The following is a 24037-nucleotide window of genomic DNA, read 5'->3' on the forward strand; positions in this document are numbered from 1 at the left end:
GGTTGTCGTGGCGGATGATCTGTCGCAGGGTGGTGTGGGCGTCGTGGTCGTATCGCAGACCTTCGAGGAAGTGGCAAGCTGTCCGCGTCCGGGCGACAGAACACCCTCGCCGCCGCGCTCAAGGAGTACGGGCCCTGCGGCGCACCGTCTACCGCCCGCTCCCTGTCCGATTCGGACTATCGGCGCAAGATCTCCCGCCAACTCAACAAGGGCGAATCCTTGCGCCGGACCCTTCGACCGCAGCCCCTGCTCACCACCGACCGACCACGCCTTACGCCACCGTTGCACCGACCGCACACCGACTCGCAGCCTCTTGGCGATCACCGCGTTGTCCACGTCCCGGGCGAAGTCCTGCGCAGCCTGCAACCGCAACCGCTCCCTGAACTTTCGACGCCCAGCGGTCAACCCACCGCCTTGCGGGTACTTCACCCAACAGGTGTACCCCGTTCGGCCCGCATCGGCGTCAAGCCCGGCGACATCACGAATTCAGCCGCTGTCGTCCACCTGATCGTTGGTCTGGGGGAAAACGATCGGCCGCTCACCGGCGTTGACGAGATCCTCTGCTGCACGGACTACGAGAGTGCTCTTGTCGGCTCCGGGTGGTGAGTCGACGACCACTGCCTTGTAGTTGGGGTTGGCGAGGTCGGCCAGGACGGCCGCGGTGGCGGCCGCCTACTATTTCTGAACCGGCTGGCGCCGGAGCGGGCCACCCGTGGTGTGGGCGCCTGGAGTCCGTCGTCAGCGGAATCAGGATGGAGAATGTTCGAGTCACCCGCTCTGGGCGATCGACTCTATTCGCGGATTAGCGATCTTCTGATAATCGACGGTATCGAGTGCCAATGAACGATCCAGACGCGCCGCATTGAAGAATATTTCCTCGTGTGTAAGTAGATTGTGATCGACAATCAGCTCCATTTGGTCGGTGAATGTGAATGGCAGCACCGTTCCGCTGACGCTGCCCGCCAGGTCCTCGGCAGTTGTCACGGGCGCGAAATACGCGCGGGTGCCCCCGTACATTCGCCGGATGCTCTCGAAATCGACCCTATCCACACCTGAAACGACCGCGAGAACGTGCGCTGGTGCGGCACTCTTTTGCTTGACTGCGACCACAATGCTCTTGGCTGCGGCGGCGAGTGCATGTCCGCGGAGTTCACTCGCGATTGCGGTCACCCCCTCGGGTTCGTGATCGATGATTCGATACCGCGCCCGATGATATTTGAGTAGCTGGATGAGTTTTCGGTAGGTGTTGTTCTGCGTTTCCATGTGTCCCTCCGGCTATCTCAGGATCAAGCGCTGCCGGAAGCGCTCACTGTTGATCACACCGCGGGTATGTGAACCTGCAAGAATGACTGTTTCCCCGTCCTCGGCAGAAACATCGAAGCGCAGTCGGCTGCCGTCGACGTCGACTAGGGTCGCGTTGATGCTGATGGTGTTGCCCTCAACTGAGGGAGCTAGGTGACTTGAGTCGTGCGCGATGCCGACAGTCATCCAGCCGGGTACCACGTACGGTTCCACCGCGCGCATGGCTGCGAGCTCCGACAGCCACAGCAATACCGGAGTCGACAGGACAGGTAGGTCGTTGCCCCAGCGCATCGCCGTGTCCTTCTCTGTCACGGTATGTTCGACAGTGACGGTTTGATTCAGTGCAGCTTCGAAATTTCCGAGGCGATTGACGGCGGTCATACGGAAACCTCTTCCCTGAGTTTGATAAGTTGCTGGAAAACATTCTTTCGCTGCATCTCCGATGTCCCGCCTGCAATCAGAGGACCGAGACCGTCGAGGAGTCTTCGTGAATACTGACCGTTCATATACCCAAGATGGCCGAGAATCCGAAAGAGGTGTTCGGTGGAATTGTGCAAGGTCTCCGAACCGTGATATTTGGCGATGGAGCATCGGAGATTGGCCTGTGGATCCTCAGCAAGCAACGATTCCAATGCCGCATATGCCATCCAGCGACTGGTTTCGATACCGAATTTGATATCAGTTATCCTTGATTGAACGTATTGATAATCCGCGATGGGCTGCTTGAACGCCACCCTTTCGAACGAATAATTGATAACATCAGACAGTACTGGCTCAAGGTAGGCCGAGGCCAGCACTCCGTACAGCAGCCGGTCGAGACTGATCGTGTTGTAGATGATCGACAGCCCCTCGCCAACACCCCCGATAACGGCGGATTCTGGAACTTCGACTTCGTGCAACGTGAAGGGGCCCGTCGGGCTGGTTCGATTGCCGATCATGTCCTCCGGTTTCCCGTGCTCTACTCCTGGATTGGCCATATCCACCATGAAGAGAGTAATATCACGTGAGCCTACCTCGGGAATTCGCCCGAGGATCATGGCCAGATCGGCAATCGGACCGTTGGTTACATGGTCCTTGGCTCCAGACAGTACGTATCCGCCCGGTGCCGACACCGCGCAGGTCGTGACGCCCGAGACGTCAGAGCCGCCCCGAGTTTCGGTAAGGGCGGTGGCACCCACTTTTCCCGATGTCAGTGGCGGCAGGAATTCTGCGATCTGATCTGTAGTGCCGTAATAGAGCAGCGAGCGAATCAATCCTGCCTGTGCCACCATTGACAGCGAGAATCCAAGGTCGCGCCCACCCTGGGCCAGCCCTTCGAAGGCGGCGACGAAATCCCACCAGCTGCCACCCGCACCATCCCAGCATTTCGGGACGGCCAGTTTCCACACTCCCTCGGTAGCGATCTCGAGCCAGGATTCACGGTCGAGCTCGCCGCGCTCGTAGCAAATATCGGAGCGCTTCGCGATAGTAGCTTCGCCGAGAGCCTGATAGTATTCGCGAATAGATGACGACGGGCCGAACATCAGCTATTTGTCCTCTCCGCATGAAAATCCATCACAGTCTGGGTGGCCTTGATGATTAGTTCATCTATATCAGCGCTTGAACTGGTCAAGGGAGGCGCGATCAGGACGGAAGCTGTCCTCGTGTCGACTCCGGCTGGATACAATAGAAGGTCGTGCCGTGCCGCGTGCTCCAGGAACAAATTCCGCGTGCGGGGCCACAATCGGGGGTTGTCGATGATTGGCACGGCGAGCAGGAAACCATCGCCTCGCGGTGTGCCAAGAAAGCGACATTCACTGACCGCATCGGACAACCGCTGCCGCAGGCTTGGCGCGCGGTCGCGCACCGACGCCAGCAGGTCGCCCTCGCGCAATTGCTTGAGGACCGCGACTGCAGTCGCTGCGGCGACGGGACTACCGGCCATGGTGTGGCCGAATGTGCCCAGATCCGGTTGATCCTCAAGGGTTTCGGCGATGCTGGGTCGGACCAGCACAGCGCCTATCGGATAATAGCCAGCGCCTAACCCCTTGCTCGCGGCGACGATATCCGGAGCCAGACCATTCTGCATCGACGGCATCCAGTGACCGAGACGCCCGAAGCCCGTCATCACCTCGTCGGCGATGACTACAGCCCCTACTTCGTTTGCAGCGCGACGAATCCCGCGTAAGGTGCCTTCTGGACAGACCGCCGCGCCTGAGGAAGCACCTCCGACCGGTTCGACAACGACAGCCGCTAATTCGTCCCCGATCTCCGAGATCGCCGCTTGCCATTCGGACAGCCCCGCCCGCTCGTCGCGATCGCCAGTCGCCTCGACATGCCGGAATATCTCGCGATCGGGGGCGGGCACAGTACCTAGCGCCCGCCAGCGCACTGGATGCCCCGAAGTACTCAAGGCCGCGTACGTAATTCCGTGATAGCTGGGGATTTCGGCGAGTACGACCCTGCGACGGATATCGCCGCGCGCATAATGATAGCACCACGCCACGCGCTGAGCCTGCTCAAGGGCCTCCGAGCCGGAGTTCGTGAACAGATGATGGGTGAAGGAATTACCGAACAGGTTGTGGAGAGCTTCATGTAGTTCTTCGAGCGGCTCTGTCGTGCACTGCGCCCGATAGGCGAACGCAATGGTGTCGAGCTGCCGCTTCATGGCCTCAAGGACCAACCGATTACCGTGTCCGACATTCACATTGACCGCGCCCGAGCATGCATCGAGTATTTGCTGACCATCCTCGGTTACAAGGTGGCTGCCGTGACCGGAGGCAATTTTCATTTTTCCGAATATAGATTGAGTGTTCGACATTCTAGTACCACCTCATTACTACAGCCCCTGTCGTCATTCCGCCTCCTATCGCCGCCAGCAGGACTAGATCGCCGCGATGCAACGGCGTTGTACCATGACTTCGGAAGAGCGTCATTGGAACGGATGCAGCTGCGGTATTCCCAATCCTATCGCCGCTGAACGCTATCCGATCGCGATCGATACCTAGTTGAGAACCGATTCGTTCCACCATACGCACATTGCCCTGATGGATGATCACCCGATCGATATCGCCGAGCCGGACTCCGGCTATATCCGCGGCCTCATTCACCGCCTTCGGCAACGTCGCCGACGCATACTCAAGGACTTTCCCGCCCTGCATCCGGAAGCGGTCGTCGCCATTGCACAGGGTGGCCGCACTACAAGGTAGCGCGGAACCACCCGCCGGGACTTCGACGTAATCCGCTGTTGCACCGTCGGCCGACAGTGCGTAACCGATTATCCCGAAACTATCCGGAACGGCTGACAGTACGACCGCACCGGCTCCATCGCCGAATAATGAGACGGTTCGACGGTCACGGCGATCCATTATTCGCGAATACACATCCGCCCCCACACAGATCGCCGCGTGACAGCGAGGATCGATCGCAAGATGGTTGGCGGCCAGCACCAGTCCATAGATAAACCCGCAACACACGGCATTGATATCGAAAGCGGGGCACTGACTCAGTCCCGCTTTTCGTTGCACGTGCACCGCAGTCGCTGGCAGCGGCTGATCTGGGGCGCTGGTGGCGACAACCAGGAACCCGATTTCAGACGATGACACTGTCGAAGCGGCAACAGCATCGCGGACTGCTGCTGCGGCCAAATCCGATGTCGCCTGGTCTGTCTTGGCGTAGTAACGGTTATTGATTCCAGTTCGCTCCACAATCCAATTCTGATCTACGCTCGCCCATCGACTTATCTGGTCGTTGCCTATGGGTACTCTCGGCGAGTACTCGCCTATGCCAATAATTCCGATTCCCATGAGTTTCTCGCAAGTAGGTATAGGCCGAAGATGTGGACCGCCGCGCTGACACCGCGCGGGCGGTCCGCGCTCGCTCGGGCTCGGTTAAATTAACTGGTGAGGGGTGAACTCGCTCTGATAAGGGTACATGCGTTTAGATTCGTAAGTAGCTTTCGCTACGTCGAATATGGCCTCGGTGACACGTCGCTGCTCGTCCTTACCTACGAAATACCAACCCGGTGTATTGTTAAATTCAACAATCCGATAACCATCCTTCGTTGGAATGAAATCCAGTCCCGCGACGGTCACGCCCATGACACGGGCCGCTCGGATGCTGATCTCCACCAGTTCCGGATCAGCCGGCACCAGGCGGGCTGAAGCACCCATGTTAATGTTCGCCTTCCAGTTCGACGTCGCCGGAATGCGAGCACAGGTGAGCGGGGCGGTCTCACCGACTATGGTGACCCGGATGTCGCCCTCGGGGTGCGGAAAGTAGGGCTGGCAGACGAGGGCCTGATATTTTTGCAGTAGTGTCTCAGCGAGTGCTCGACCCTCATCGTCGAGAGTGTTGATCCGTTCGACATCCTCGCCGCCCAGACCGAATGATGGCTTCAGTACGACGTGGCCCCAGTCGGCTAACGCCGCGGCCACATCCGCGAGACTGCCGCACGAGCGGGTGGGCGCAATCGGCAGCCCCGCTATCGCCATGCGGCGCAACCCCAGAAATTTACTCTCCGCTGTTAGATAGACGTCGGCCGGATCCAGAACGGTGACTCCTGGAACCCGAGACAGGAGTGCATACCGCTCGTAATCGAGCTGCGTATGGTCGGATCGGATCTGCGCACGCGAGATGATCACGTCGAACGCTGATACTGGCTCCGGACCGATGTACGGATCGATATCGCCGCCGTTACTGCGGCAGTTGATGTCGTCCAGACTGAACAGGGTTGTGTCGTAGCCGAGGTCGCGGCCGGTTTGTTCCAGATCCACCGACTCGTACTCGTCATGTTCGTACCCGAGAATACCAATACGCATTGATCTCCAATCGGATTCGGTCGACCGCGCGCGGTCGCCGAGGCTGAATAAGGGGCATTACACCGTGACGAGTTTGTTGGCGTTGTCTAGTGCGACTTGCAGCCTATGCTCGTAGTCGAGTGCTTCATCGTGGTCGCGCCCGATCGCGATATATTCGATTGTTCCGGTGACAGCGGTATTGTCCTGCGCCACGATGATTCCTGCTCTGCGGTCCCTGCAGAAGAGCAGCGACGCATCGGCGAGCAGTGTCAATAGCTTTGAAAAAGCTGGGGATTTGACGGCATTCTGAGTGAGCAGCACGTAATTCCGAAGATAGTCCTCGCCTAAGAGTCTGCGCGCGATGATATCGATGTGAGTACACCCCCCAGCGCGTCCGTTGAACTCGGTGAATAGAATCTCGCCGTGCTGATCGATGATCGCGTCGCAATTTATCAGGCCGTGGTATCCGACGCGCTGCGCCAAAACGGCCAACTGCTGCGCATCGGCGCACAGCCTAGCGTGTTGTGCTGCCGGCAGGCCCTGAGCGGGAATTTCGAAGCCCGACCACAGCGGACTCATTCGCATGTCACCGTAATTCAGCAAATACGGCGCAGAATGCTCTGGAATATGCAGTTCCACATAAAAAGTGCGTGACCGCGGATGATAAACTTCGACGACATACTTTGCAGGACAACATCCGGACGGTACTTCGACCTCCTCGTGCAGTCCCGCCTCGGCCAGCGCGGATCGCACGGCTGCACTATCGGATCTAGTAATCCGTAACGACCGGTACGCTCCGATACTCGGAATGCTCTTGTCGGTAGTAATGAGCGCGTTTCCGTCACCACCCGAGTTTTGGTCCTGCTTCACGATCACAGCGCCAGTCTTGGCCAGCAGATCGATGACTGCGTCGATCAGCTCGTCCCCCCGAGTAGCGACGCGCCCCTCGGCGATCGGTGCTCCTGCTGCTTGCGCAAGATTTCTGAACACAGATTTCGTATTCATTAACTCGGCGATGCCTTGGGCAAAGGTGCTCGCTGCGCGGCCGCGTGCGCTCAGCTCGGTTTCCCAGGCGATTATCTCGCGGTCGCGTATATAACATTCGACGGTCCATTCGGCGGATCGGTTGCCATCGATTACTTTGCGAAGATTCGTGATGAGATCCGTATGGTGCCCCGGATACCAATCGGCAACACCGTTGGCTCGCAGACTACTCACGGAGATCGTCTCGGCCGGGACGCCTAAGACGTCGCACAGGTAGGCGACGAATTCTTCTTTCACGGGACCGGGGACGACCGCAGCATCGCCCTCATCCAACATCCATAGAAGTCGGTCAGCGATAGCATCATAAAATGGTACGACGTCCTCTGGGATATCCTGAGGCCGCGCCGTCATGGATCTACTGTTGGGGTTGGCAAGAATAATTTTCGGCATGTTTTATCCCGGATCTATGATTTCGATACGGATTGTCAATCCCTTTAAGGACGCTCGACACTCGTAGGCCACGAATGTTCCTCATCGATTCGCGAAACCAGTGGAATATCCCGAATATCACCATGATCCAGAACCCACATCAGGAACCGCTCGATGCCCATGCCGAAACCCGCAGTCTGCATTGGGAACTCGTCCTTCATCCGGACGTACCAGGCATAGTCTCGCTCAGGGACAGCATGCACATCGAGGGCATGGCGTACCTCGTCACCAGTACAATGTCGCTCGCCAGATCCTATGACCTCACCCATACCGAAGAACATATCCGCACACGCGGCGGATCGTTGCGAATCGTCGCCGAATGCCTGGTAAAAGGGCACCGAGAGATGATCGAAGTGTGTCACCCAGAGGAATTCATGCACTCTCTTCATCAGTAGGCGCTCACCGCGGCGAGTCAGTGTCCGCCAGTTGCCTTCGTCACGGATGCACCCCGATTCGGTGCGGAGCAGGTGCACCGCGTCATCGAAGGTCAATCGCGGGAAGTGGCCAGCGCTGTTGGCCATCCGATCGATATGAGAAATATCCTTGATGGCGTCCGACAATTCACGGCCGTAGTCCGACAGTATTGCCTGGGCCAGGTGGCGAACATATCCCTCGACGTAGTCGATGAGATTATCCAATCCGCCAGCGATTTCTGCCTCGCTGTGTATGTACTGGTTCAGGTGGGTTTCGTCGGGGTCCTCTCCGCGGAATGAGGGCATAACATTGTAGCACCCCTTCGCCGCAAGTCGGCACCCGTATTCGAGCGAGAACTGCATCGAGTCGGGTAGGTATGTACTCACCCCGTTGACCGTGACCGGCACGGGCTGCGAATCGCTGCCAAGCCCAGTTGGGCAGGTGATCGTACGCGTCGTAAGCGGCAGATAGAGCGCCTTCAGTCCGTATGCATTTGCGTACTCGGTGGTCGCCCGCATAATAATATCCTGTAGATCTGCGATCACGACGTACCATGGAGAACGCAGTGCTGTGGTGAAAGCGCCCGGGGTGTTATCCCAGGTATGTGGAGGGGAAATCCTGGCGGAGGTATCTATGAACAGTGTCATTATCGGTCTCCGTTTCTCTGACTCAGTCTCTGCGGGCTGATGTTTTGATTGCTTCTGAAGATGTTTGAACTGTCGTATCGTGATTTCAGGGCCGCGAGTCGGTGATACTGCTGCGGTTCGTACACGGCTGCCGGAGCGGTCTCATCTTGGATATAGTTGATGTATACTCCGCGGTAATGGTGGCCGCTAATTCGCGTGATTGTGCCACGAGCCCAGTCTGTATTCTCTACGTCGGCCGCGCTGTCGAGCCACTGTGCCGATGCAGTACAAATATAGGGAGCATCCCGGTTCGGGAAGGCCGATGTTTCGGAGCCGGTTTCATTAATGGCGCCGCGCAGATACTCGAAGTCGATAGTCGACCGCTGCGACGGGTTCTCTCGAGCGGCTACTACTAATTGCGTCGCGACATCCTCCGAAAGTTCGCTCAGATAGCACGATTTCGTGTAGTAGCGATTGCCGGCCGGTTCGGAGGCGTCACCCAACTGCTGTAGAGTGAGATACGGTATGATCGATTCCGTGGTTGACACTGGCTGAGATGTCATGACTAGTGCTTCGGTTGCAGACCGCCCTGCTTCTGGGTTGCCGAGCCAGAGGGCGTTCAGAAATAGTGCGGGCCTGCCGTACAGCTCGGACGGTATCCAATTGTCGTTTCCGGAAGACTTGAGTGTTGCAACGACGTGCAGATCTCTCGGTTGCTCCGGTGCGAATTTCTGATAGGCCGCAATGGCGGCGACCGCGTCGTTCACCGGGAAGAGGAATCGACGCAGGTACATATCGCTGACTGGGCGCAGCCTGAGTTTGAATTTTGTGACGACGCCGAAGTTGCCGCCGCCACCGCGTAGTGCCCAGAGTAGGTCCGGCTCGTTTGTTTGGGTCGTCTCCACAATCGTCCCATCACCCAGGACAACCTCCGCGCCCAGAATGTGATCGCAGGTCAGTCCCCATTTCCGTGCGAGCCATCCGTACCCGCCGCCGAGCGCGAGACCACCGAGGCCGGTATGCGATACCACACCGGCCGGGCAAGCGAGGCCGTAGACGGTCGTCGCCGCGTCGAGATCACGGAGTAGGCAGCCACCCTCAGCGATCGCTGTCCGGTGATCGGCATCCACTGTGACCGCCCGCATCAAGGACAGATCAATGAGAATGGCGTCGTCGGCGATGGAGGTGCCCGCGACATTATGACCACCCCCTCGCACTGTCACGCGATGGTCGGTATCCGCGGCGTACCGAAGTATTGTACTGACATCGGCCGCGTCGATACACCGAGCGATAAAGGTCGGTCGGCGATCAAATGTACCGTTCCAGATGCGACGGTGCTCGTTGTAGGCGAAATCCTTCGGAGACAGGAGTTGGCCTTTGAAACATTTATGCAATCTCAGGAGGTCTGCGTTTCGAGTAAAAACACTTTGCATTTTGACGAAGTCCCCTTGTCGTCGAGGTGTGTCCTCCCTCGGTACCCCTCCGAGCCGGACTACTCTAGGATCGCAGGCCGGAAACTGGCAATTCAAGGGGTGGCGTGCTACGAGCAAGTGGCGCGAATGTACGCAGGCCACCTTGACAAATGCGTAGAGTATGTGACCGCGTGTCAGTACTTTTGGTTGCGCATTACGTGCTGGCAAAGACGACGATCGCCCCCGCTTGGTTGTACGAGCGAGGGCGATCGTGGGAGCCAGCAATAGCGTCTTGGTCAGCAGTCGTGCGTGCGCTCGGCGATTATCTGAAGAAACGTCGGGAGACGAAAGTTCTCACGCCACCAGGGGTCGGTGGTGAATTGGTCGGGTGTAGGCCGAGGCTCTTGTATGGCGGTGAGAGTGAACCCTGCGTCGGTCACTGCTGACAGATAGTCCTCAAGTGAACGCATCCAGACTCTGACTGGGACGGGGGATATCCGGCCCGCAACCAGAAAGCTCTCCGAAAAAGACCGAGCGCTAAAGTACTCGTCTACGAGAAACTTATCACAGAACGACTCGGTATTCTGCGTAGACATGGAATGGAAACATGGATGCAACATCATCACGACTAGCTTTCCGCCCGGCTCAAGTACGCGGCCGAATTCACGGAATGCTGATGCCGGATCCGGCAGGTCATTGACCAAATGGTTACAGACGACATAGTCGAATGATCGGTTTTCCAGGGGAAGCGCTTCTACTATTCCGAGGTGATAGATGATCTCCCGATCTGCGCGGCGCGCCTCGTCGCGCGCGGCGCAGATCAGATCGGCGCACGCGTCGATGCCGACGACTTGTGCACCGTAGGAATGTAGTATTCGTGATAGATATCCTTCGCCGCAGCCGGCATCGAGGACACGGCGGTTTGCGCATTCGCCGACTGCCGCCAACACAGCCCGATCGGTGAGTTCGATCCGGTACTTGTCCAACCGCCCTCGGATTATTCCTATCCAGTATTCGGAATTGGCGTAGTAACTCTGGCCAGGGGAAGCATCCATCGCCTCCATTAATTCTTCCTCGCTCCTATCGAAATCGGAATAGTCGACATCTTATCCAGGAGTTCTGATCCTGTTACCCTGGTTTCCTTCAAAGTGCAGGCATCGATGCGATCTTGCAATTTCTCCTGGATTTCAGCTGAACGTAACCCGAGTGTGGAATCACGTTGTAACATGATCGGTATCGCGACGGTGATCAGATACTGGAGATAGGCGTCGTTGCAGACTTCCATTTCCCGGAGCACATAGCGTGCGAAGTTGCGCAGAAGCAGTGAACGCGGCACCGAGAAGTCGGTTGTCACCACTGCGTCTCGAGTAAACGTTGGGAATGCCCAGCCTTCGAGCATGGATAAAAGCGTGTTCTGTTGTACATGGCGAGTATAAATCTGTGTCTCGTATACATCTCCAGTCTGGATTATTCGTCCGATCACGCCACTGCGGTAGGCCATGACAGTTCGCCGGTCCAATGTCGTCGGGGTAATGCTGTCTACCGAATAGCCGGTAGCCTTGGCGATATGATGCGCGAAGGTTGCGTATGCCACCATAGCGTGAAAGGAATTTCCTTGGTCGGCCAGTCTTGCGGACATTGCCGACGATCTCGCCAAGAGCGGACGGGTATCTGTGAATAGTCCTAGAGTCCTGTCAGCGGTCCAAATGAAGCTGAGTGCTCGATCCTGATCATGGCCCCAGAATCGTGTCAGACATGCAGCCGCTGCGCGGTCGTTGCTCTGCATGACATAGAGTGCACCCTGCAGTGCGCTGCTGATCCATTGCTCGGGTATGCTTTCTTTCGTCACCAGGCGCCGGAAAGCGTCTTCTCGAACCAGTATGCCGGTATCGGCGAGCTGGCCGATCAGTTCACGCCGACGTCGAAAGAGTGCGTAATCCGCCAGAGACTCTGCGACACCTGGAACGACACTGATGATTGCTTGTAGCGTCCGCCCTTTGACTTTGTCTAGCCAACCAGGTTGGACCCACAACCGACTGACTGTACTTTCTTCGATTCCAGCTAGAAACGCCACATCAGCAATCGTCATTCCTTTGTCCCCGGCTATGTCGGCCAATGTTTTCGAGTCCACGTCGATCCCCCTGATCCCCTCGAATGAGTGTACGTTCCTGATGGCGTACACCGTCGAGCGGATCATAACCGAGTTACTTCGGCGTGGAAAGATGATTCGCAGATCTCCCGAATCGGCTCCTCATGTGATGGGGTTATCTGGATAATTGCACAGAGTGCTTATCCAACCGTAGGATGAGATTACTCAGTAATGTTCTGAACCGTTGCCGGTTCCTTGGTAGGCGCCGTGCGTCCACGGGTGCGGTAGATGAGATGTTCCGCCCATCCGGTTGCTAGTACCACCGAGAATCCGGCGACTGCGAGGATAGTGAGCGTCGTCACTGCGTTGGTAGCCACGAGAAATACTGCGCTTAGCGCGCTTGCTAAAGCGTAACCGATGCCACCGCAAGAATACAGCAGGGAGAATCCAACCGGCCACGCATCGGTAGGAAGATCGTCGCTGACAGCTAACCCGCGTGCCGTACTCGCCGGTGCCTCAAACAAACCGGCAATCACGACGAGAGCGACGGTCAGTAACGGCAGCGACACTAACCCGGCGAGTACTACGATCGCTGCGAATATCGTGGCCAGGCCCAAGGTGTGCTGATGGGGACGCCCGGGCCAGCGCCGTAGCCCGTATACGAAGCTGCCTGCGATGCTGGTCGCGGCTAAACCCGAGAGCGCGACTCCGGCCCATGCGCGCGACGCGTCTCGCTGTTCCAGTATCCCGGGCAGCGTCACGTCGAGGACCGAGGTGATCATCAGCATGACCGTTACGGTGGCCATAGACGGCCAAATCTTCCGGATCACCGTGAGTGTCGACATCGCCGGGGCGGCTGGATGAGTGGTGCCCGTATCACCTCCTGTAGCAACGAGAGTGTGGGGGAGTTTGACGGCGCTCACTGCGACTATCAGCAGGCCGCCGCTGACGATCAGTAGGGGAGCGTCTGGGGTCCATGTCACCGCCAGCAGGGCCGCGAGCGCGGGGCCCGCTAACTGGCACGCCTGACTCACGATCGAATCCAGCGCTAGTGCACTCTCGCGTGCAGTGGACTCGGCGGAATTCATTGCAAGAGTGCGCAACCCACCCGGCGTGCCGCTGGCTATGCCGCCCGCCACGGCGGCGAGCGGTGCGGCAGCTAACGGAAGCTCGATGGCGAGGCATGTGATGACACCCACCAGGGCGACTGCCTCGGCGACGGCGACCCACGCGAGTTCTCGTCGCAGCGAATGTCGTTGGAAGCGTGCCCCCATGGTGGGAGCGCCGATGGCCTCACCGGCTGCGTAGGCGCCGGCGATAATCGCGCCCCACGCGTACGAGCTCACATGATCTCGGGCCGCGAAGACTGCACCCAGCGGAACCGTGCAGACCGCTAGGCGTGTGCCCACCGTGGCGACCATCCACCACCAGATGCGCGGATCGGAGAACAGCAATCGGTACCCGGTCATAGTTACCTCCCTCTGCTATGTTTACTATCATAAGCGTTAGATGGTGAACAACCGGGAGGAGCAATGGGCCCAGCCAACGAAACCCCTACGGCCATACATGATCTGCGGAATCTGTTGAACAGCTGGCACATCCCGAACGACACTCGGGAGATCCGCGACGAACTGGTCCAGTGGGCCTCCGATCCGGAGGTGTGGCGGTCCACGTTCATCAGTGTGCCGTGTCCGCCTCAGCTCGAAGCGATCATCGAATTCCGCGATGCTCTGCGTACTTTGGTGACCTACGGCGAGTCCGAGGTGATGGATCGCCTGGTGATCGAGTACGCTCCACGGCTGCGACTCGGCCGCGAAACGATCACGATCGCGCCCTGCGACCCCACGAACGCTGTGGCGGTCGGGGTCGGGCTGCTTGTCGAGGCATCCGTGCAGGGCACGCTACGGCGGCTGAGGGCGTGCCCGGATTGTGGTTGGGCCTTCTACGATCGATCGAAGAACAATAGCCGAGTATGGTGTGCGATGGAGGCGGGTCCTGGGGCACGAGGGTGCGGCTCGATCGCCAAAACCACCCGCTATCGCAAGCGCAAGCAAAACTCGGTCGATGTCGGCCTCGTCCCGCCTCGTCCCGAAGGCACTTGTTAGATGGCCAGGTTCGAGCCGGTATCCGGCGGCGTCTCGCGTTTGGCTGCGGCGGCGGCCGCCTCGCTGTGGGGCGGCAGGTTAGCGTTGGAGCAGGCCATCACCCGACTGCAGTTCGTGCAATACGACCCGATTCGGCGTCCCGCGCGGGCTCAAGATCTGATCCTTCACCAACGAGTCGCGAACTACCGCCTGGGCGACCTGGAGGTGGCTTACGGCCGACTCGGGCTTGAGGAAGGTGCCCTTCACGTGTACGGCGCGATGACATCGGACTTGGCCGCCATGGTGCACTGTTTGCGGGCAAGCGTTGATGAGTACACTCCGACGGGTTTGGCTGCGCAGGTATTGCAGGTAGTTGCCGAGCACGGAACGGTCCACCCGAATTTGGTTCGGGACGCACTGGGCGCGCGTACTGTCCGCAACGACTGGGGTGGAGCATCGTCGGCGACTACCCGTGCCCTTGACGAGCTGCATCAACATCGCCTCTTGCGTATCGCTGGCCGCGAACAAGGCGTAAAGCTCTACGAGCTCGCGGTGCCGCCCAAGGCGGTCGCAGATCGGGAGGAGTGCTTGAAACGAGCTGTCTTGCAAGTGGCTCGGCTGCTAGCACCGGTGCCCCTAGGAAGCTTGCGTGCCGCACTACGTCCGATCGTGCGCGACCTCGCACCCCGCGCCACAGCGATGATCGCGGAGCTCATTGAGAGCGGGCGGCTGCTTGGCGGATCGGCGGACGGCGTTGAGTACGTATGGCCATACTCGTTTGCGCTCGACGCGCAATGGCCTGCTGACAAGGCGGTGATTTTGGCCCCATTCGATCCCATCGTCTGGGATCGCAAGCGCTTTGAACATCTCTGGGGATGGAGATATGTGTTTGAGGCATATACGCCCGCAGTCCGGCGCCGATTCGGCTACTATGCGCTGCCGCTGTTCTTCGATGGCAAAGCAGTAGGGTGGACGGAGTGCGAGAGGGACAGCCAAAAGCTAAGTGCAAGAGTGGGTTTCATCGACGGGTATCCGAGCGGGAGGCGTTTTCGCACCGCTATCACACACGAACTGGAAAATCTGGCTACCATGGTGGGAGCGTCGGTGAGCGCGATCCGGCTACCCAGGTGATCTCCGATCCCGGATCGGGTCATCTACTACCAGTACCAGGCCGACCGGGCACGGCGCATGCTGCGTGGCATCGACCAGCAGATCGCCAAGGGCCAGCGCGGGGTTGACGGGCAAGCCGCGGTCAAGCGCAACCAGTTCATCAAGCTCACAGGCGCCGCCAAGTCCATCAACCGGGCACTTGAGGCCAAGACCCGCGCCTGGCCGGGCTCAAAGGCTACATCAACATGACCGACACCAGCGCCGGGTTCGTCATCGACGCCGACCACCAACTCTGGCACGTGGAGCACGGTTTCCGCATGTCAAAATATGATTTGCAGGCCAGGCCGATCTACCACCACAAGTGCAATCCATCGAAGCCCACCTGACCATCGTGTTCGCGGCCCTGGCGATCTCCTACTGAATCGAAACCCGAACCGGTTGGAGCATAAAGAAATTCGTTCAAACTACCCGCCGATCCCGAACCGTCGAGATCCGCGCCTGGCGACCAAACCCTCACCGCCGCAGACCCGCTACCGGCCGACCTCCACCAGGTCCTCGGCAAGATCCACGGCCCCGACACACGTGCGCACTACTACCGGTAGTTTGTTGGCCTCGGTTTGTGGGTAGCCGGTGTGGGGCAAGGGTTTTCGCGTGTATCCGGAGTGGTGGGGATGACTGCGCGTCGTCGGTGTCCGCCAGTGGCTGGTCCGTTGGAGGGGTACGCGGCTGGGTTCGATGATCTGTTTTCGGTGTTGCCTCAGCGGCGTGGTTTCCAAGAGTATCTGTCGGGGTTGCTGGCCCCGCGGGAGCGGAACAAGACGTTGACCGCGTTGTCCGGCGCCGAGCCGATGGTCGGGGCGCAGCATCGCGCGGTGCAGCGGTTGCAGTGGTTCCTGTCGGAATCGAGGTGGGATCCGGACCTGGTCGAGGCGCGGCGGCTGGCGGTACTGGTGGCCGATCCGGCGACCGCCCCGCATGCCGGTGGGGTGCTGGTCATCGACGATTCCGGGGACCACAAGGACGGCACGGCGACCGCGCATGTGGGTCGGCAGTGGCTGGGCCGTTACGGTAAGACCGACAACGGCATCGTCACGGTGACCACGTTAATAGTGTGAGATTCGTATCCGGTTCGGATGCAGGAGAATCCGGTCGGCACAGTTCTCGTTCCGACCTCGCCCTCGGCGACCAGCACACTTGAGACATCGCCGTTCGCGCGACCCGTATGTCCTCGACAAAGGGTATCGTGAGATTTGTTTCAGCTGTACTTACTTTCCGCTCCGTCCATAGTGCTCCACCTGCTATGCAGGTAGATGCGTGGAAACCGCCTGAACGAACTCGATCAGAACCTGGCATGGATCGACCGTGTGGGCCGCGTTGTCGAATCGCACTCCGCCGTCTTTGATGTCGGTGATAATCATGCAGGTGTTATCGGATCGCGGTCCCTGAATTGCAGCTGGTCTGTTGTTGATGGTCAGTCTCCTGACTGGGGTGCCATCAACTGAATTAGACTTCGAATAAACATCGGAAAAGTAGTCGACAGTCATGTTGGTTACATCGACCGAGATTCCGGTTCCGCGTGTTTGCGTTAGTTCGAAACTCCTGCGGTATTCGCATCCCGACGATTTGACGCCGTCGCCGTCGTCTCGCTCGGCTTGACGCTTCGGGTCCGGCATCAACTGTTGGCTCGTGATCACATCGGGAGGTATATCGCTGCACGGGTCGAACGATGTCGGTATCCGATCGGATATTCTCGGCTTGGGTGGTTCACTGTCGTTGGATTTGCACCCGGATACCACGGCGCAGGTCAATAGAACTGCAGAGATAATTTGGAACCAGAGAGTCCGCTCTTTCGCGGCCGTGCCGTACGTTTGATGCCTCGTCACATCAGCTCCCAGGCTTCTTAGGCGCTTGCTGACCGCCTGTAGCTAGTTGCTCCAGGTCCGAGCTGTTCTTGACCAGGGTGGAATCGATGGTGCTGTCGTAATTGTCCTGGTACTGAGTATAGTAGCTGTTCAACGTTTGCTGCGGCGGACGGTTGGCACTGTAGTCGAGGAACGTCTGAAGGCGAGTGCCGAATTCATCGTTCCCCGACTTTTGAACCTCGTCGGCATAGGGGAATTGCAGTAAGTGAGGTGTCGGAGGAGGGTTGACGCCGTTCATTATTGCTTTGTATGCCTGATCCTCGGCAATGTTTTTCACCGTCGTTCCGACCGGCCCGCCCGGGACGGGGACTGCGTCAACGATCTTCTTGGCCACGTCCGAGATATCTTTGGTTTGATTGTAAGACTTCAGCGCCTGATCGTTCTGCTGAGCAATATCGTTGCCGTGTTGATATGTCAAGGCATTGTACCGAGAATCGGTGATATGGGCGTCGAGTGTGGCTAGCTTTCGAATGGTATCGACTTGCGATTCCGGTGCTATTTGATTGTTGGCCAGTTGATACGCAACTGCATTGTCATACGATTGCCGGGCGGTTTCGAGGGTCTGGCGGCCTTCCTCGGTTTGATTCGCCAGGAAGAGCAAGCGCTGACTATCCCTCAGCTGCATCTCGACAGGAATGTTCGGATCGTGCCGCATCAGCGTAGTTCCTTGATCGGCAAAGGAATCTAAATTTCCGGTGATTACCCGTGAAAGACTGTTTGCGAACTCGGGGTTCTTGTTGAAAGAGTCCGTCGTCGACTGGACCAAGGACTTGTTGCCGGGCCCCATGTCCAAACTGTCTCCATGGTGGGGAGCCAAGAGCTGTGGCAATTTCGCGACGACCTCGCGCGCTCGATTTCCCTCGGTCCCCGGCAGTTGGGCGCCCGGATCGTGTGTATGTTGTCCAGCCCACTCGAACAGGTTGGAAGCAGCCTTGCCCTGGTCTGGCCAGGTGTGATTGCGGAACACCGTGTCGGCGAACTTCTGCGGGTCGTAGTCACCCGGTGACCTGTATTGATTTCCGTTCGCTCCGAACGATAGGTCGGCAGGGATCTTCTGACCATCGAGGCCGTGCCCGGTAAGCAGCTGATAATCGGCTTCGTGATTCCGGGTCGCGGTGTTCAGGAATTTCGTGGCCGCGTCGTTGAGCGACTTGGTCTCCTCGTCGGTGAACCCGATGGGTCTGCCACCGCTGCTGTCGAGATACTGCGCCATGCTCTGGGCTTGACGGCCGAGTTCGGTGCTGAATGTGGTGCCACCGGTCATATTCGGATCGGCGTTCCCCAGCAGATTCGCCAGCTTCATTCGGTCCTGCATACGGCGAACTGTGTCGCCGGGTCCGCTCTTGTCGCCGACGTATTCCTGTTCGCGTCCCGAGATGAGCTGACGGATGTCGGGCGGGAGGTTGGTATACGCGCCGGGTGAGGAGAGTTTGCCATTGGGACCGATACCTGTGCCGACGTGCTCGTCGGTGATGGTCATCATCCCGTCGGCCAGCGCCCTCTGCTGCGCGGCAGCGACCGTGCTGGCGGGATGGTCCGGGGTCGCCGTGGCTTCCTGCTGCAGATGATCCTGTAGCGCGAGCACGCCGTCCTTGCCAGCGTTCTTGAAAAACTCCTTGTAATAGTCCTGCACCTCAGCGGGCAAAGTCGGGACATCCTTGCCCTCCGACAGCGCCTGCATCTGTTCCGGTGTCAGGACGTGGGTGGGAAGGTGGGCGGCGACCTCGTCGAGTTTGGCGGGGTCGCCGTTCTTGGCTGCCTCGGCCGCTTCCTTGCCGTCTTCGGCGCCGGTGCGCCCGCCCTGGCTGGGTGCGTCGGTGACGTCGAGGTCGGAGCCGAACAGGTCGCCAGCCGTGCGGACGAGTTCGGCTGCTTCGCTGATCTTGGTGGCCGTGTTGGCGACCGCGTCTCGAAACGGGTAGAACGCCAGGTTGATGGCGTCTTGGAGGGCATTGATGGTGTCGACAGGAACGCCGTCTTTGTCGGGGATCACCCAATTATCGGCGACCGTCAGACCATGACTGCGGGCGTCGTTGACCTTGGTCAGCAGCACGGTGCGATGCGAGTCGATATCGGCGGCGGCGTTGCGGATCGCGGTGACCAGGTCGTCGACATAGGCCCACACCTTGCGGGCCTGGTCGTGGTCCTGACCGACACGATCGTAGGCAGCGTTATAGGCCGCGCCCTGCCAGGAGGTGCCCAGGTCGGCGAAGTGCTTCTTCGGCTGCTCGATATTCACCCCGAAGGTCTCGTTGTTGGCCTTGGCCAGTGCGGCAGCGAGGTCGGTCAGCGCCGGGACTCGCCACTTCTCCACGTTCGACCGCAGCAGCGATGTTGATCCGGGGGCGACCATTACTGCCCTCCCGCGTGGTGGACGTCGAACTTACGCATCGCGGCAGCGAATGTCTCCTCGGTCTCCAGATACCACTGGGACGAGGTCTCGATCTTCCCCGACACGTCGGACAACTTCTTCGCAACCCGCTGATAGGCGCCGTCGACGAACTGACCGGCTTGGGTGCAAACACCGTCTAGGCCGCTGCCCGGCAGCGCCTCCGCGATCCCCGTGGCCGCGGCCGTGACGTTGACCTTGGTGATATTCATCCCCGCCCCAGCCAGTACCCCGGCGAGATTGTGTAGCTGGTCGATGTCGACCTGTAGCAGTGGCTCCATCGGCTAAACCCCCATCAGTGTCGTGTCATGCGTCGCGCAGGTCATTAGATCACGCAACTACGCATCCGCAGATCGCGTCGTCATCGGATCCGGGCCAGCTGTGCGAGGTGCCGGACCACGAGGTCGTCGCCTGAGGGGGCGAGGGTGAGGTCGTGCCCGACCGCGAGCAGGTAGCGGCCGTCGCCGGTGAAGTCCAGCCAGGTGCGATGTACCGGTGGTGGGGACATCGCCTCTTCCGGTAGCACGGTGACGGTGATGTAGCCGCGGGCGTCGATCGGCCGCCGCAACGCCTGCCGCAGCCGTGTGGCGCGGCGGCTGTCGTCGGTTTCCTGCCACTGCTCTGGATCGGGTTCCAGCACCGCTCGGCGTGGTTCTCGCATCTTCTGCAGACTGCCTGCGGGCACCGAGCCCATCGCACCCGCCAGCTGCTGGGGCACGGCGCGGGCGTGGCAGGATGCCACGGTCACCTTCTCCGACGTGGCCAGCACCGCCGCGCCCCACTCGCCGAGCGCGACCCCTAATGCCAGGATCGGGTCCGGTTGCCGCTGCCCCTCGGCGAATCGGTCACCGAACACCGAAATCGTGGTGACGTCGGAGCGGGCGAGGAACCGCAGCGTGCTGGTCAGCTCCGGGTCCGCGTTGAACGAGAACCGCTGCTCCAGACCCAGCGCCGCCTGCTCGCTCTCGGTGACCACGGTCCCGCGAGGGGCGAGATCGATCGGATACGGCCTGCGATCCAGCCCGGTTTCCACCGACCAGACATAGCTGAACTCGTCGCTCGTGAACGACCACTGCGTCACCGACCGTCCTCCATCGGGCCCCGGCCGAGGTAGCCCGACCGCGTCTCCGGCGGCTCCGGGGCCGGACTCGCCGATGTCGGCGATGGCACTACGGCAGCAGGTTGCTGCTCGTCATCGGGGGTCGTGCCGATCACGCCCGACCCTGCCGCAGGTAGCTCGACCAGTTCCTCGTACTGCCGTCGCAGGTATTCCGGACTGGCTTTGGAACGATCGTCGTCCGACTCCTTCTTGCCGTGACCGGCGTGTGGCATCCCACTCGACATCGGCCGTTGCGCCGCCATCTCCGCCGATCGAGCCGCTCGCGCCACGTTCGCCTGCGCCGCCGTCGGAGCGGGCTCACCGGGCCGCGAGACACCCGAACCTCCGCCAGATGGTGACCGTGTGCCCGGCGTACCCGGGATCATCGGGCCCAGACCGGTTGTTCCCGATCCACTCGGCACACCCGAGCCTGTGCCGATCGAAGGCGTAGCGCTCGTCGGCAAGGTCGGCGTTGTGGTGGCAGGGCCGGTACCGGTCGGCAGTCCAGGGAACGAAGACGGCGTGGTCGCCGTCAGGGAGTTCGTCGATGCCGGCTGAGTCTGGTCCGGGGCCGTATTCGATTGAGGACTATCACCTGGGGGCTGGTCTCCGGGCTTGGCGTTGCCGGGATCACCATCCTTGCCCGGGATCCCGGTGTTGCCGGAGCCAGCGCCCGGCGTGGGCAGACCGCCGCCTGCACCCGTGCCGGGAGTGCCGGGTGTTGCCGAGCCCGATTGCGCACCTGGCCCTGGCGGGGGTGGAATGAATCGCGGCACAGCATCGCCGGAGGCGGGAATCGTGGGGTTGTAGACGAAGTTCATCGTGTCCTGCACGTCCGCCTGAGCCGACGCGGCCTGGCTCTGATATGTCCGCAACCGGACACCGCCGTCCGCGGCTTCCCTGGCCGGATCCGGGTCCGGCTGATAGGGCGGGGACGGCGGCGGGATCGACGCCCGGACATTCTGCGCGGCACTGGCATTCAACTCCATCAGCCGCTGCACCGCCGTCGCGGTGCCGTGCGCGTCCAGGCTGGCAGCCAAGAACTCATCCGTCGACTGCTGTGCCGAGGTCGCGAACGCACCCGACCACTCCGCGAACTCGTGTTTTACGCCCTGGGCGTACTCGTCGAACAGATCGTGCACCTTCTGAGCGTGATCACTCCAGTGGCTGGCGATCTGGCCGAGCGCGTCCGGACTGATCTTCTCGTGCACCCGATCCCAAATCTGCTGATGGGTATAGCCATTGAACTGCTCACGATCGGCCACATACGCCGGATCAGTCCCAGCCGGTCCGAACCCGGTGACTCGGGACAGCTGAGCTTCCTGGCCACGGATGTCGTCTGCGATCTCGTTCTTCGTCCGCCTGCCCACGACGCACCCCCTCCCGGCTCAGTTGTCCCCGATACGCGCAACGATGTCTTGCACCAAATCCGTCATGCCCGAACACTTTTCAGGAGCCGGACCATCAAGGTGATCAGCGAATATCGTCCGCTGGAAATCGACGTAGCCGACTTTGGTCTGCAACAACACGTCACAGGTATCCGGATCCTTGGTCCGTACGACCATCGCCGAGCGGCCACCGATGGTCGTGTCCTGAATTTGCGCGCCCTCGGCGGTTTCCTTCGCCCGCCCCTCATCCATCGTGCGGTTACCCGACAGGATTCCCAACACATATGCCTTGTCCGGTGATTTGAGCTCGCAGCCGAGGAACGTGTATTCGGCGTTGATGTCGGTCGTTCTCTTGCGAGTCTCGGGGGCATACCCGAGGTGAGTGACGGTGGCGCCATCAATCCACGTACAGGGATCGAAAGCCACATCAGGACGGTTCTGGTTGTGCTGTGCCGATGGCTGCAGACTCGACGCGGTCAGAGTGGGGAACGGCGGAAGGCCAGCCGATTTCGACACTGCAGTCGATGTTGCGCTGGTCGAGGAGGTGACGATCGCCGTTCCGTGCTGGGAACTGCCGCACGCTGCCGCTGTCAGTGCGGCAGCGGCCAAGACGATGAGGGTCGACATGTGGCGCGCTACGTGAGCGCGAGGCGTGACACTCATGCGTTGTCCTCGAGCTGCTTGGCCGCATATTTGATTGCTGCCTGATTGGCGGCCTCGGCCTCGGTGAATTGCTTGCCAGCCGCGAGATATGCCGCTTTATACTGCAGTGCCGCCAGCCTGAACGCCTTCAGGGTGTCGATGTACTCCTGCCCTTTAGCGCTGAACCCTTTGGTCAACGCCAGCCCCGAGGGAAGGTCGGGAAAACCGGTCACCTGCGTAAGGTGCTTCGCACCCGCGATTTCGTCCTCCAGGCCGTCGATGAGCTTGTCGCACTTGGCTGCGAGTCGTGTGGCACCGTCTTCGGGCATCACGAACTGACCGGCTTTCGCGGCATCATAGGTCGCTCGAGCTTTCTCCTGCCCCTTGTCCGGCAGCTGGCCCATCGCCGTTGGCCCCCTCGGTTTCGCTGGCTGAGCTCGCCGAGCCCACTTCCAGAAGGGAAGATTACCAGCGCCCACCGGTCGATGATCGGCGTCGGGCATGACGCCGATCATCTTCACCGGCTTACCCGGGTCAGTCCGGCAGCATCGGGACCACGATCTCGGCAACCTCGACCACACGCTCAGCAGGCGACGTCCGGGCCCGCGGATCCAGCCGGAGCACATCGACACTGTAGGAGCCGCGGACCGCCGGGAAGATCAGATTGCACTGATCACCACTGTGATCCGATCTCGGCCGGTACCGGAAACCATCCCGGTCGGCGATCGTGATGGGTATGAACTCGGTTCCGGTTTCCTTCCGTCGGAAGTCGTCGATGGTGTGGAGCTGAGACCACACGTCGATCGCGTAGGTTCGTAGAGCGTCGACGCCGCCGCATCGTTTGAACCCGTCGACGCGATCGAAACCCGCGATGCGGGGGCTGAGCGTGGAAGGATCGACACCGATCCGCCGCCACACGTCAGGACCGAGTGTGCACGGATCCCACAGTGCGTCGGTGGCTGTCGTCCGGTCGCTGGCTGGCGTGGGGGAGGGGTTGCTCTCCGATTCAAGGCTGTCGGTCATGACCGGCCACCCAGTCTGTGCTCGGCCACCCAGTTGTCCGCGCACGCTTTGGCGTTCTCGACCGACCGAGATGCTGCCTCCCGCAGCGTGTTTCCGTCTGGTTCGCCGATCCACCACGCACACGTCGAGGGTGTCGTCGCGCGTATGCGCCCGGCGCATCTCGGGTAGAACTTGAACAGCCAGTAGCGTTCTGGGGTGTCGCCGCGCAGCTCCCATCCGCCGGTGGCGTGCTCGGGACGGATCATTCCGGATGGTTGCGTGCTCATACCCGTTGCACCTCACCGGG

The 24037-nt window shown here is 60.1% G+C and carries 24 protein-coding genes and 3 pseudogenes; 5 read left to right on the forward strand and 22 right to left on the reverse strand.

Features of this window, described 5'->3' with window-relative positions; translation table 11 throughout:
* Window positions 1–78: 78 nt before the first annotated feature.
* Window positions 79–210: pseudogene (locus HPY32_RS46855) on the forward strand (hypothetical protein); the annotation flags it as partial.
* A 39-nt stretch (window positions 211–249) separates the two neighbouring features.
* Here the strand turns inward: HPY32_RS46855 and HPY32_RS46610 are convergent.
* From HPY32_RS46610 to HPY32_RS28335, 13 genes and pseudogenes are all read right to left on the reverse strand, one after another.
* Window positions 250–429, reverse strand: a pseudogene (locus tag HPY32_RS46610) (helix-turn-helix domain-containing protein); the annotation flags it as partial.
* Window positions 430–768: 339 nt separating this feature from the next.
* A complete protein-coding gene (locus HPY32_RS28280; protein WP_067577317.1) occupies window positions 769–1263 on the reverse strand; it encodes a YbaK/EbsC family protein in 495 nt (164 codons plus the stop codon).
* Window positions 1264–1275: 12 nt separating this feature from the next.
* Window positions 1276–1683, reverse strand: a complete 408-nt coding sequence (locus tag HPY32_RS28285; protein ID WP_067577319.1) for a thioesterase family protein — start codon at window positions 1681–1683, stop codon at window positions 1276–1278.
* Window positions 1680–2825, reverse strand: a complete 1146-nt coding sequence (locus tag HPY32_RS28290) for an acyl-CoA dehydrogenase family protein (RefSeq protein ID WP_067577322.1) — start codon at window positions 2823–2825, stop codon at window positions 1680–1682. Before HPY32_RS28290 ends, HPY32_RS28285 begins: the two co-directional genes overlap by 4 nt.
* Window positions 2825–4102 (reverse strand): aminotransferase class III-fold pyridoxal phosphate-dependent enzyme, encoded by a 1278-nt coding sequence (locus HPY32_RS28295; protein ID WP_082870467.1) that lies wholly within the window; start codon window positions 4100–4102, stop codon window positions 2825–2827. Before HPY32_RS28295 ends, HPY32_RS28290 begins: the two co-directional genes overlap by 1 nt.
* A 1-nt stretch (window position 4103) precedes the next feature.
* Window positions 4104–5087 (reverse strand): ketoacyl-ACP synthase III, encoded by a 984-nt coding sequence (locus tag HPY32_RS28300; protein WP_082870468.1) that lies wholly within the window; start codon window positions 5085–5087, stop codon window positions 4104–4106.
* 84 nt (window positions 5088–5171) lie between these two features.
* Window positions 5172–6101, reverse strand: coding sequence for an ATP-grasp domain-containing protein (locus HPY32_RS28305; RefSeq protein ID WP_067577326.1), 930 nt, complete (start codon window positions 6099–6101; stop codon window positions 5172–5174).
* A gap of 57 nt (window positions 6102–6158) precedes the next feature.
* On the reverse strand, window positions 6159–7475 hold the full coding sequence (locus HPY32_RS28310; RefSeq protein WP_156673784.1) for a peptide ligase PGM1-related protein: 1317 nt from the start codon (window positions 7473–7475) through the stop codon (window positions 6159–6161).
* Between the two features lie 83 nt (window positions 7476–7558).
* Window positions 7559–8614, reverse strand: a complete 1056-nt coding sequence (locus HPY32_RS28315) for an amino acid--tRNA ligase-related protein (RefSeq protein WP_067577330.1) — start codon at window positions 8612–8614, stop codon at window positions 7559–7561.
* A complete protein-coding gene (locus tag HPY32_RS28320; RefSeq protein ID WP_197696312.1) occupies window positions 8614–10026 on the reverse strand; it encodes an FAD-binding oxidoreductase in 1413 nt (470 codons plus the stop codon). The genes HPY32_RS28315 and HPY32_RS28320 overlap by 1 nt, the downstream gene beginning before the upstream one ends.
* Window positions 10027–10301: 275 nt before the next feature.
* Window positions 10302–11069 (reverse strand): class I SAM-dependent methyltransferase, encoded by a 768-nt coding sequence (locus HPY32_RS28325; RefSeq protein WP_082870469.1) that lies wholly within the window; start codon window positions 11067–11069, stop codon window positions 10302–10304.
* Complete coding sequence (locus tag HPY32_RS28330) at window positions 11069–12136, reverse strand: helix-turn-helix domain-containing protein (protein WP_156673785.1); 1068 nt, start codon at window positions 12134–12136, stop codon at window positions 11069–11071. Before HPY32_RS28330 ends, HPY32_RS28325 begins: the two co-directional genes overlap by 1 nt.
* Before the next feature lie 179 nt (window positions 12137–12315).
* Window positions 12316–13563, reverse strand: a complete 1248-nt coding sequence (locus HPY32_RS28335; RefSeq protein ID WP_067577332.1) for an MFS transporter — start codon at window positions 13561–13563, stop codon at window positions 12316–12318.
* A gap of 114 nt (window positions 13564–13677) precedes the next feature.
* Between HPY32_RS28335 and HPY32_RS28340 the strand changes: the two genes are divergently transcribed.
* The 4 genes and pseudogenes from HPY32_RS28340 (at window position 13678) to HPY32_RS28355 (ending at window position 16403) form a co-directional block, all read left to right on the forward strand.
* Complete coding sequence (locus tag HPY32_RS28340; protein ID WP_171983085.1) at window positions 13678–14199, forward strand: CGNR zinc finger domain-containing protein; 522 nt, start codon at window positions 13678–13680, stop codon at window positions 14197–14199.
* A complete protein-coding gene (locus tag HPY32_RS28345) occupies window positions 14200–15309 on the forward strand; it encodes a DNA glycosylase AlkZ-like family protein (RefSeq protein WP_067577336.1) in 1110 nt (369 codons plus the stop codon).
* Window positions 15310–15315: 6 nt separating this feature from the next.
* Window positions 15316–15890: pseudogene (locus HPY32_RS28350) on the forward strand (IS1634 family transposase); the annotation flags it as partial.
* 96 nt (window positions 15891–15986) lie between these two features.
* Complete coding sequence (locus HPY32_RS28355; protein WP_231951267.1) at window positions 15987–16403, forward strand: transposase; 417 nt, start codon at window positions 15987–15989, stop codon at window positions 16401–16403.
* 183 nt (window positions 16404–16586) lie between these two features.
* On the opposite strand, the gene HPY32_RS28360 is transcribed toward HPY32_RS28355, so the two are convergent.
* From HPY32_RS28360 to HPY32_RS28400, 9 genes are all read right to left on the reverse strand, one after another.
* Window positions 16587–17171 carry a DUF3558 family protein gene (locus tag HPY32_RS28360; protein WP_171983086.1) on the reverse strand — a complete coding sequence of 195 codons (585 nt, stop codon included), beginning with the start codon at window positions 17169–17171 and terminating at the stop codon, window positions 16587–16589.
* 1 nt (window position 17172) lies between these two features.
* Window positions 17173–19563 (reverse strand): TPR repeat domain-containing protein, encoded by a 2391-nt coding sequence (locus HPY32_RS28365; RefSeq protein WP_067577338.1) that lies wholly within the window; start codon window positions 19561–19563, stop codon window positions 17173–17175.
* Entirely contained in the window at window positions 19563–19880 is a 318-nt protein-coding gene (locus HPY32_RS28370) for a hypothetical protein (protein WP_067577340.1), read from the reverse strand. The genes HPY32_RS28365 and HPY32_RS28370 overlap by 1 nt, the downstream gene beginning before the upstream one ends.
* 80 nt (window positions 19881–19960) lie before the next feature.
* Window positions 19961–20680 (reverse strand): ESX secretion-associated protein EspG, encoded by a 720-nt coding sequence (locus HPY32_RS28375; RefSeq protein WP_067577343.1) that lies wholly within the window; start codon window positions 20678–20680, stop codon window positions 19961–19963.
* Window positions 20677–21963: a hypothetical protein gene (locus HPY32_RS44025; RefSeq protein WP_197696313.1), complete on the reverse strand. Its 1287-nt coding sequence runs from the start codon at window positions 21961–21963 to the stop codon at window positions 20677–20679. The genes HPY32_RS28375 and HPY32_RS44025 overlap by 4 nt, the downstream gene beginning before the upstream one ends.
* 123 nt (window positions 21964–22086) lie before the next feature.
* Complete coding sequence (locus HPY32_RS28385) at window positions 22087–22713, reverse strand: DUF3558 family protein (RefSeq protein ID WP_171983087.1); 627 nt, start codon at window positions 22711–22713, stop codon at window positions 22087–22089.
* 32 nt (window positions 22714–22745) lie between these two features.
* Window positions 22746–23249 carry a hypothetical protein gene (locus tag HPY32_RS28390; RefSeq protein ID WP_231951268.1) on the reverse strand — a complete coding sequence of 168 codons (504 nt, stop codon included), beginning with the start codon at window positions 23247–23249 and terminating at the stop codon, window positions 22746–22748.
* A gap of 13 nt (window positions 23250–23262) precedes the next feature.
* On the reverse strand, window positions 23263–23751 hold the full coding sequence (locus tag HPY32_RS28395) for a DUF3558 family protein (protein WP_171983088.1): 489 nt from the start codon (window positions 23749–23751) through the stop codon (window positions 23263–23265).
* A complete protein-coding gene (locus HPY32_RS28400) occupies window positions 23748–24017 on the reverse strand; it encodes a hypothetical protein (protein WP_171983089.1) in 270 nt (89 codons plus the stop codon). The genes HPY32_RS28395 and HPY32_RS28400 overlap by 4 nt, the downstream gene beginning before the upstream one ends.
* Window positions 24018–24037 lie beyond the last annotated feature (20 nt).

Origin of the sequence: Nocardia terpenica (genome assembly GCF_013186535.1) — a bacterium.
Lineage (GTDB): Bacteria > Actinomycetota > Actinomycetes > Mycobacteriales > Mycobacteriaceae > Nocardia > Nocardia terpenica.

Excerpts from the sequence above, each read along its gene's own strand:
- HPY32_RS28280 (WP_067577317.1), bottom strand. The coding sequence starts at position 1,263 with ATGGAAACGCAGAACAACACCTACCGAAAACTCATCCAGCTACTCAAA.
- HPY32_RS28285 (WP_067577319.1), bottom strand. The coding sequence starts at position 1,683 with ATGACCGCCGTCAATCGCCTCGGAAATTTCGAAGCTGCACTGAATCAA.
- HPY32_RS28290 (WP_067577322.1), bottom strand. The coding sequence starts at position 2,825 with ATGTTCGGCCCGTCGTCATCTATTCGCGAATACTATCAGGCTCTCGGC.
- HPY32_RS28295 (WP_082870467.1), bottom strand. The coding sequence starts at position 4,102 with ATGTCGAACACTCAATCTATATTCGGAAAAATGAAAATTGCCTCCGGT.
- HPY32_RS28300 (WP_082870468.1), bottom strand. The coding sequence starts at position 5,087 with ATGGGAATCGGAATTATTGGCATAGGCGAGTACTCGCCGAGAGTACCC.
- HPY32_RS28305 (WP_067577326.1), bottom strand. The coding sequence starts at position 6,101 with ATGCGTATTGGTATTCTCGGGTACGAACATGACGAGTACGAGTCGGTG.
- HPY32_RS28310 (WP_156673784.1), bottom strand. The coding sequence starts at position 7,475 with ATGACGGCGCGGCCTCAGGATATCCCAGAGGACGTCGTACCATTTTAT.
- HPY32_RS28315 (WP_067577330.1), bottom strand. The coding sequence starts at position 8,614 with ATGACACTGTTCATAGATACCTCCGCCAGGATTTCCCCTCCACATACC.
- HPY32_RS28320 (WP_197696312.1), bottom strand. The coding sequence starts at position 10,026 with ATGCAAAGTGTTTTTACTCGAAACGCAGACCTCCTGAGATTGCATAAA.
- HPY32_RS28325 (WP_082870469.1), bottom strand. The coding sequence starts at position 11,069 with ATGGAGGCGATGGATGCTTCCCCTGGCCAGAGTTACTACGCCAATTCC.
- HPY32_RS28335 (WP_067577332.1), bottom strand. The coding sequence starts at position 13,563 with ATGACCGGGTACCGATTGCTGTTCTCCGATCCGCGCATCTGGTGGTGG.
- HPY32_RS28345 (WP_067577336.1), top strand. The coding sequence starts at position 14,200 with ATGGCCAGGTTCGAGCCGGTATCCGGCGGCGTCTCGCGTTTGGCTGCG.
- HPY32_RS28365 (WP_067577338.1), bottom strand. The coding sequence starts at position 19,563 with ATGGTCGCCCCCGGATCAACATCGCTGCTGCGGTCGAACGTGGAGAAG.
- HPY32_RS28370 (WP_067577340.1), bottom strand. The coding sequence starts at position 19,880 with ATGGAGCCACTGCTACAGGTCGACATCGACCAGCTACACAATCTCGCC.
- HPY32_RS28385 (WP_171983087.1), bottom strand. The coding sequence starts at position 22,713 with ATGTCGACCCTCATCGTCTTGGCCGCTGCCGCACTGACAGCGGCAGCG.
- HPY32_RS28395 (WP_171983088.1), bottom strand. The coding sequence starts at position 23,751 with ATGACCGACAGCCTTGAATCGGAGAGCAACCCCTCCCCCACGCCAGCC.
- HPY32_RS28400 (WP_171983089.1), bottom strand. The coding sequence starts at position 24,017 with ATGAGCACGCAACCATCCGGAATGATCCGTCCCGAGCACGCCACCGGC.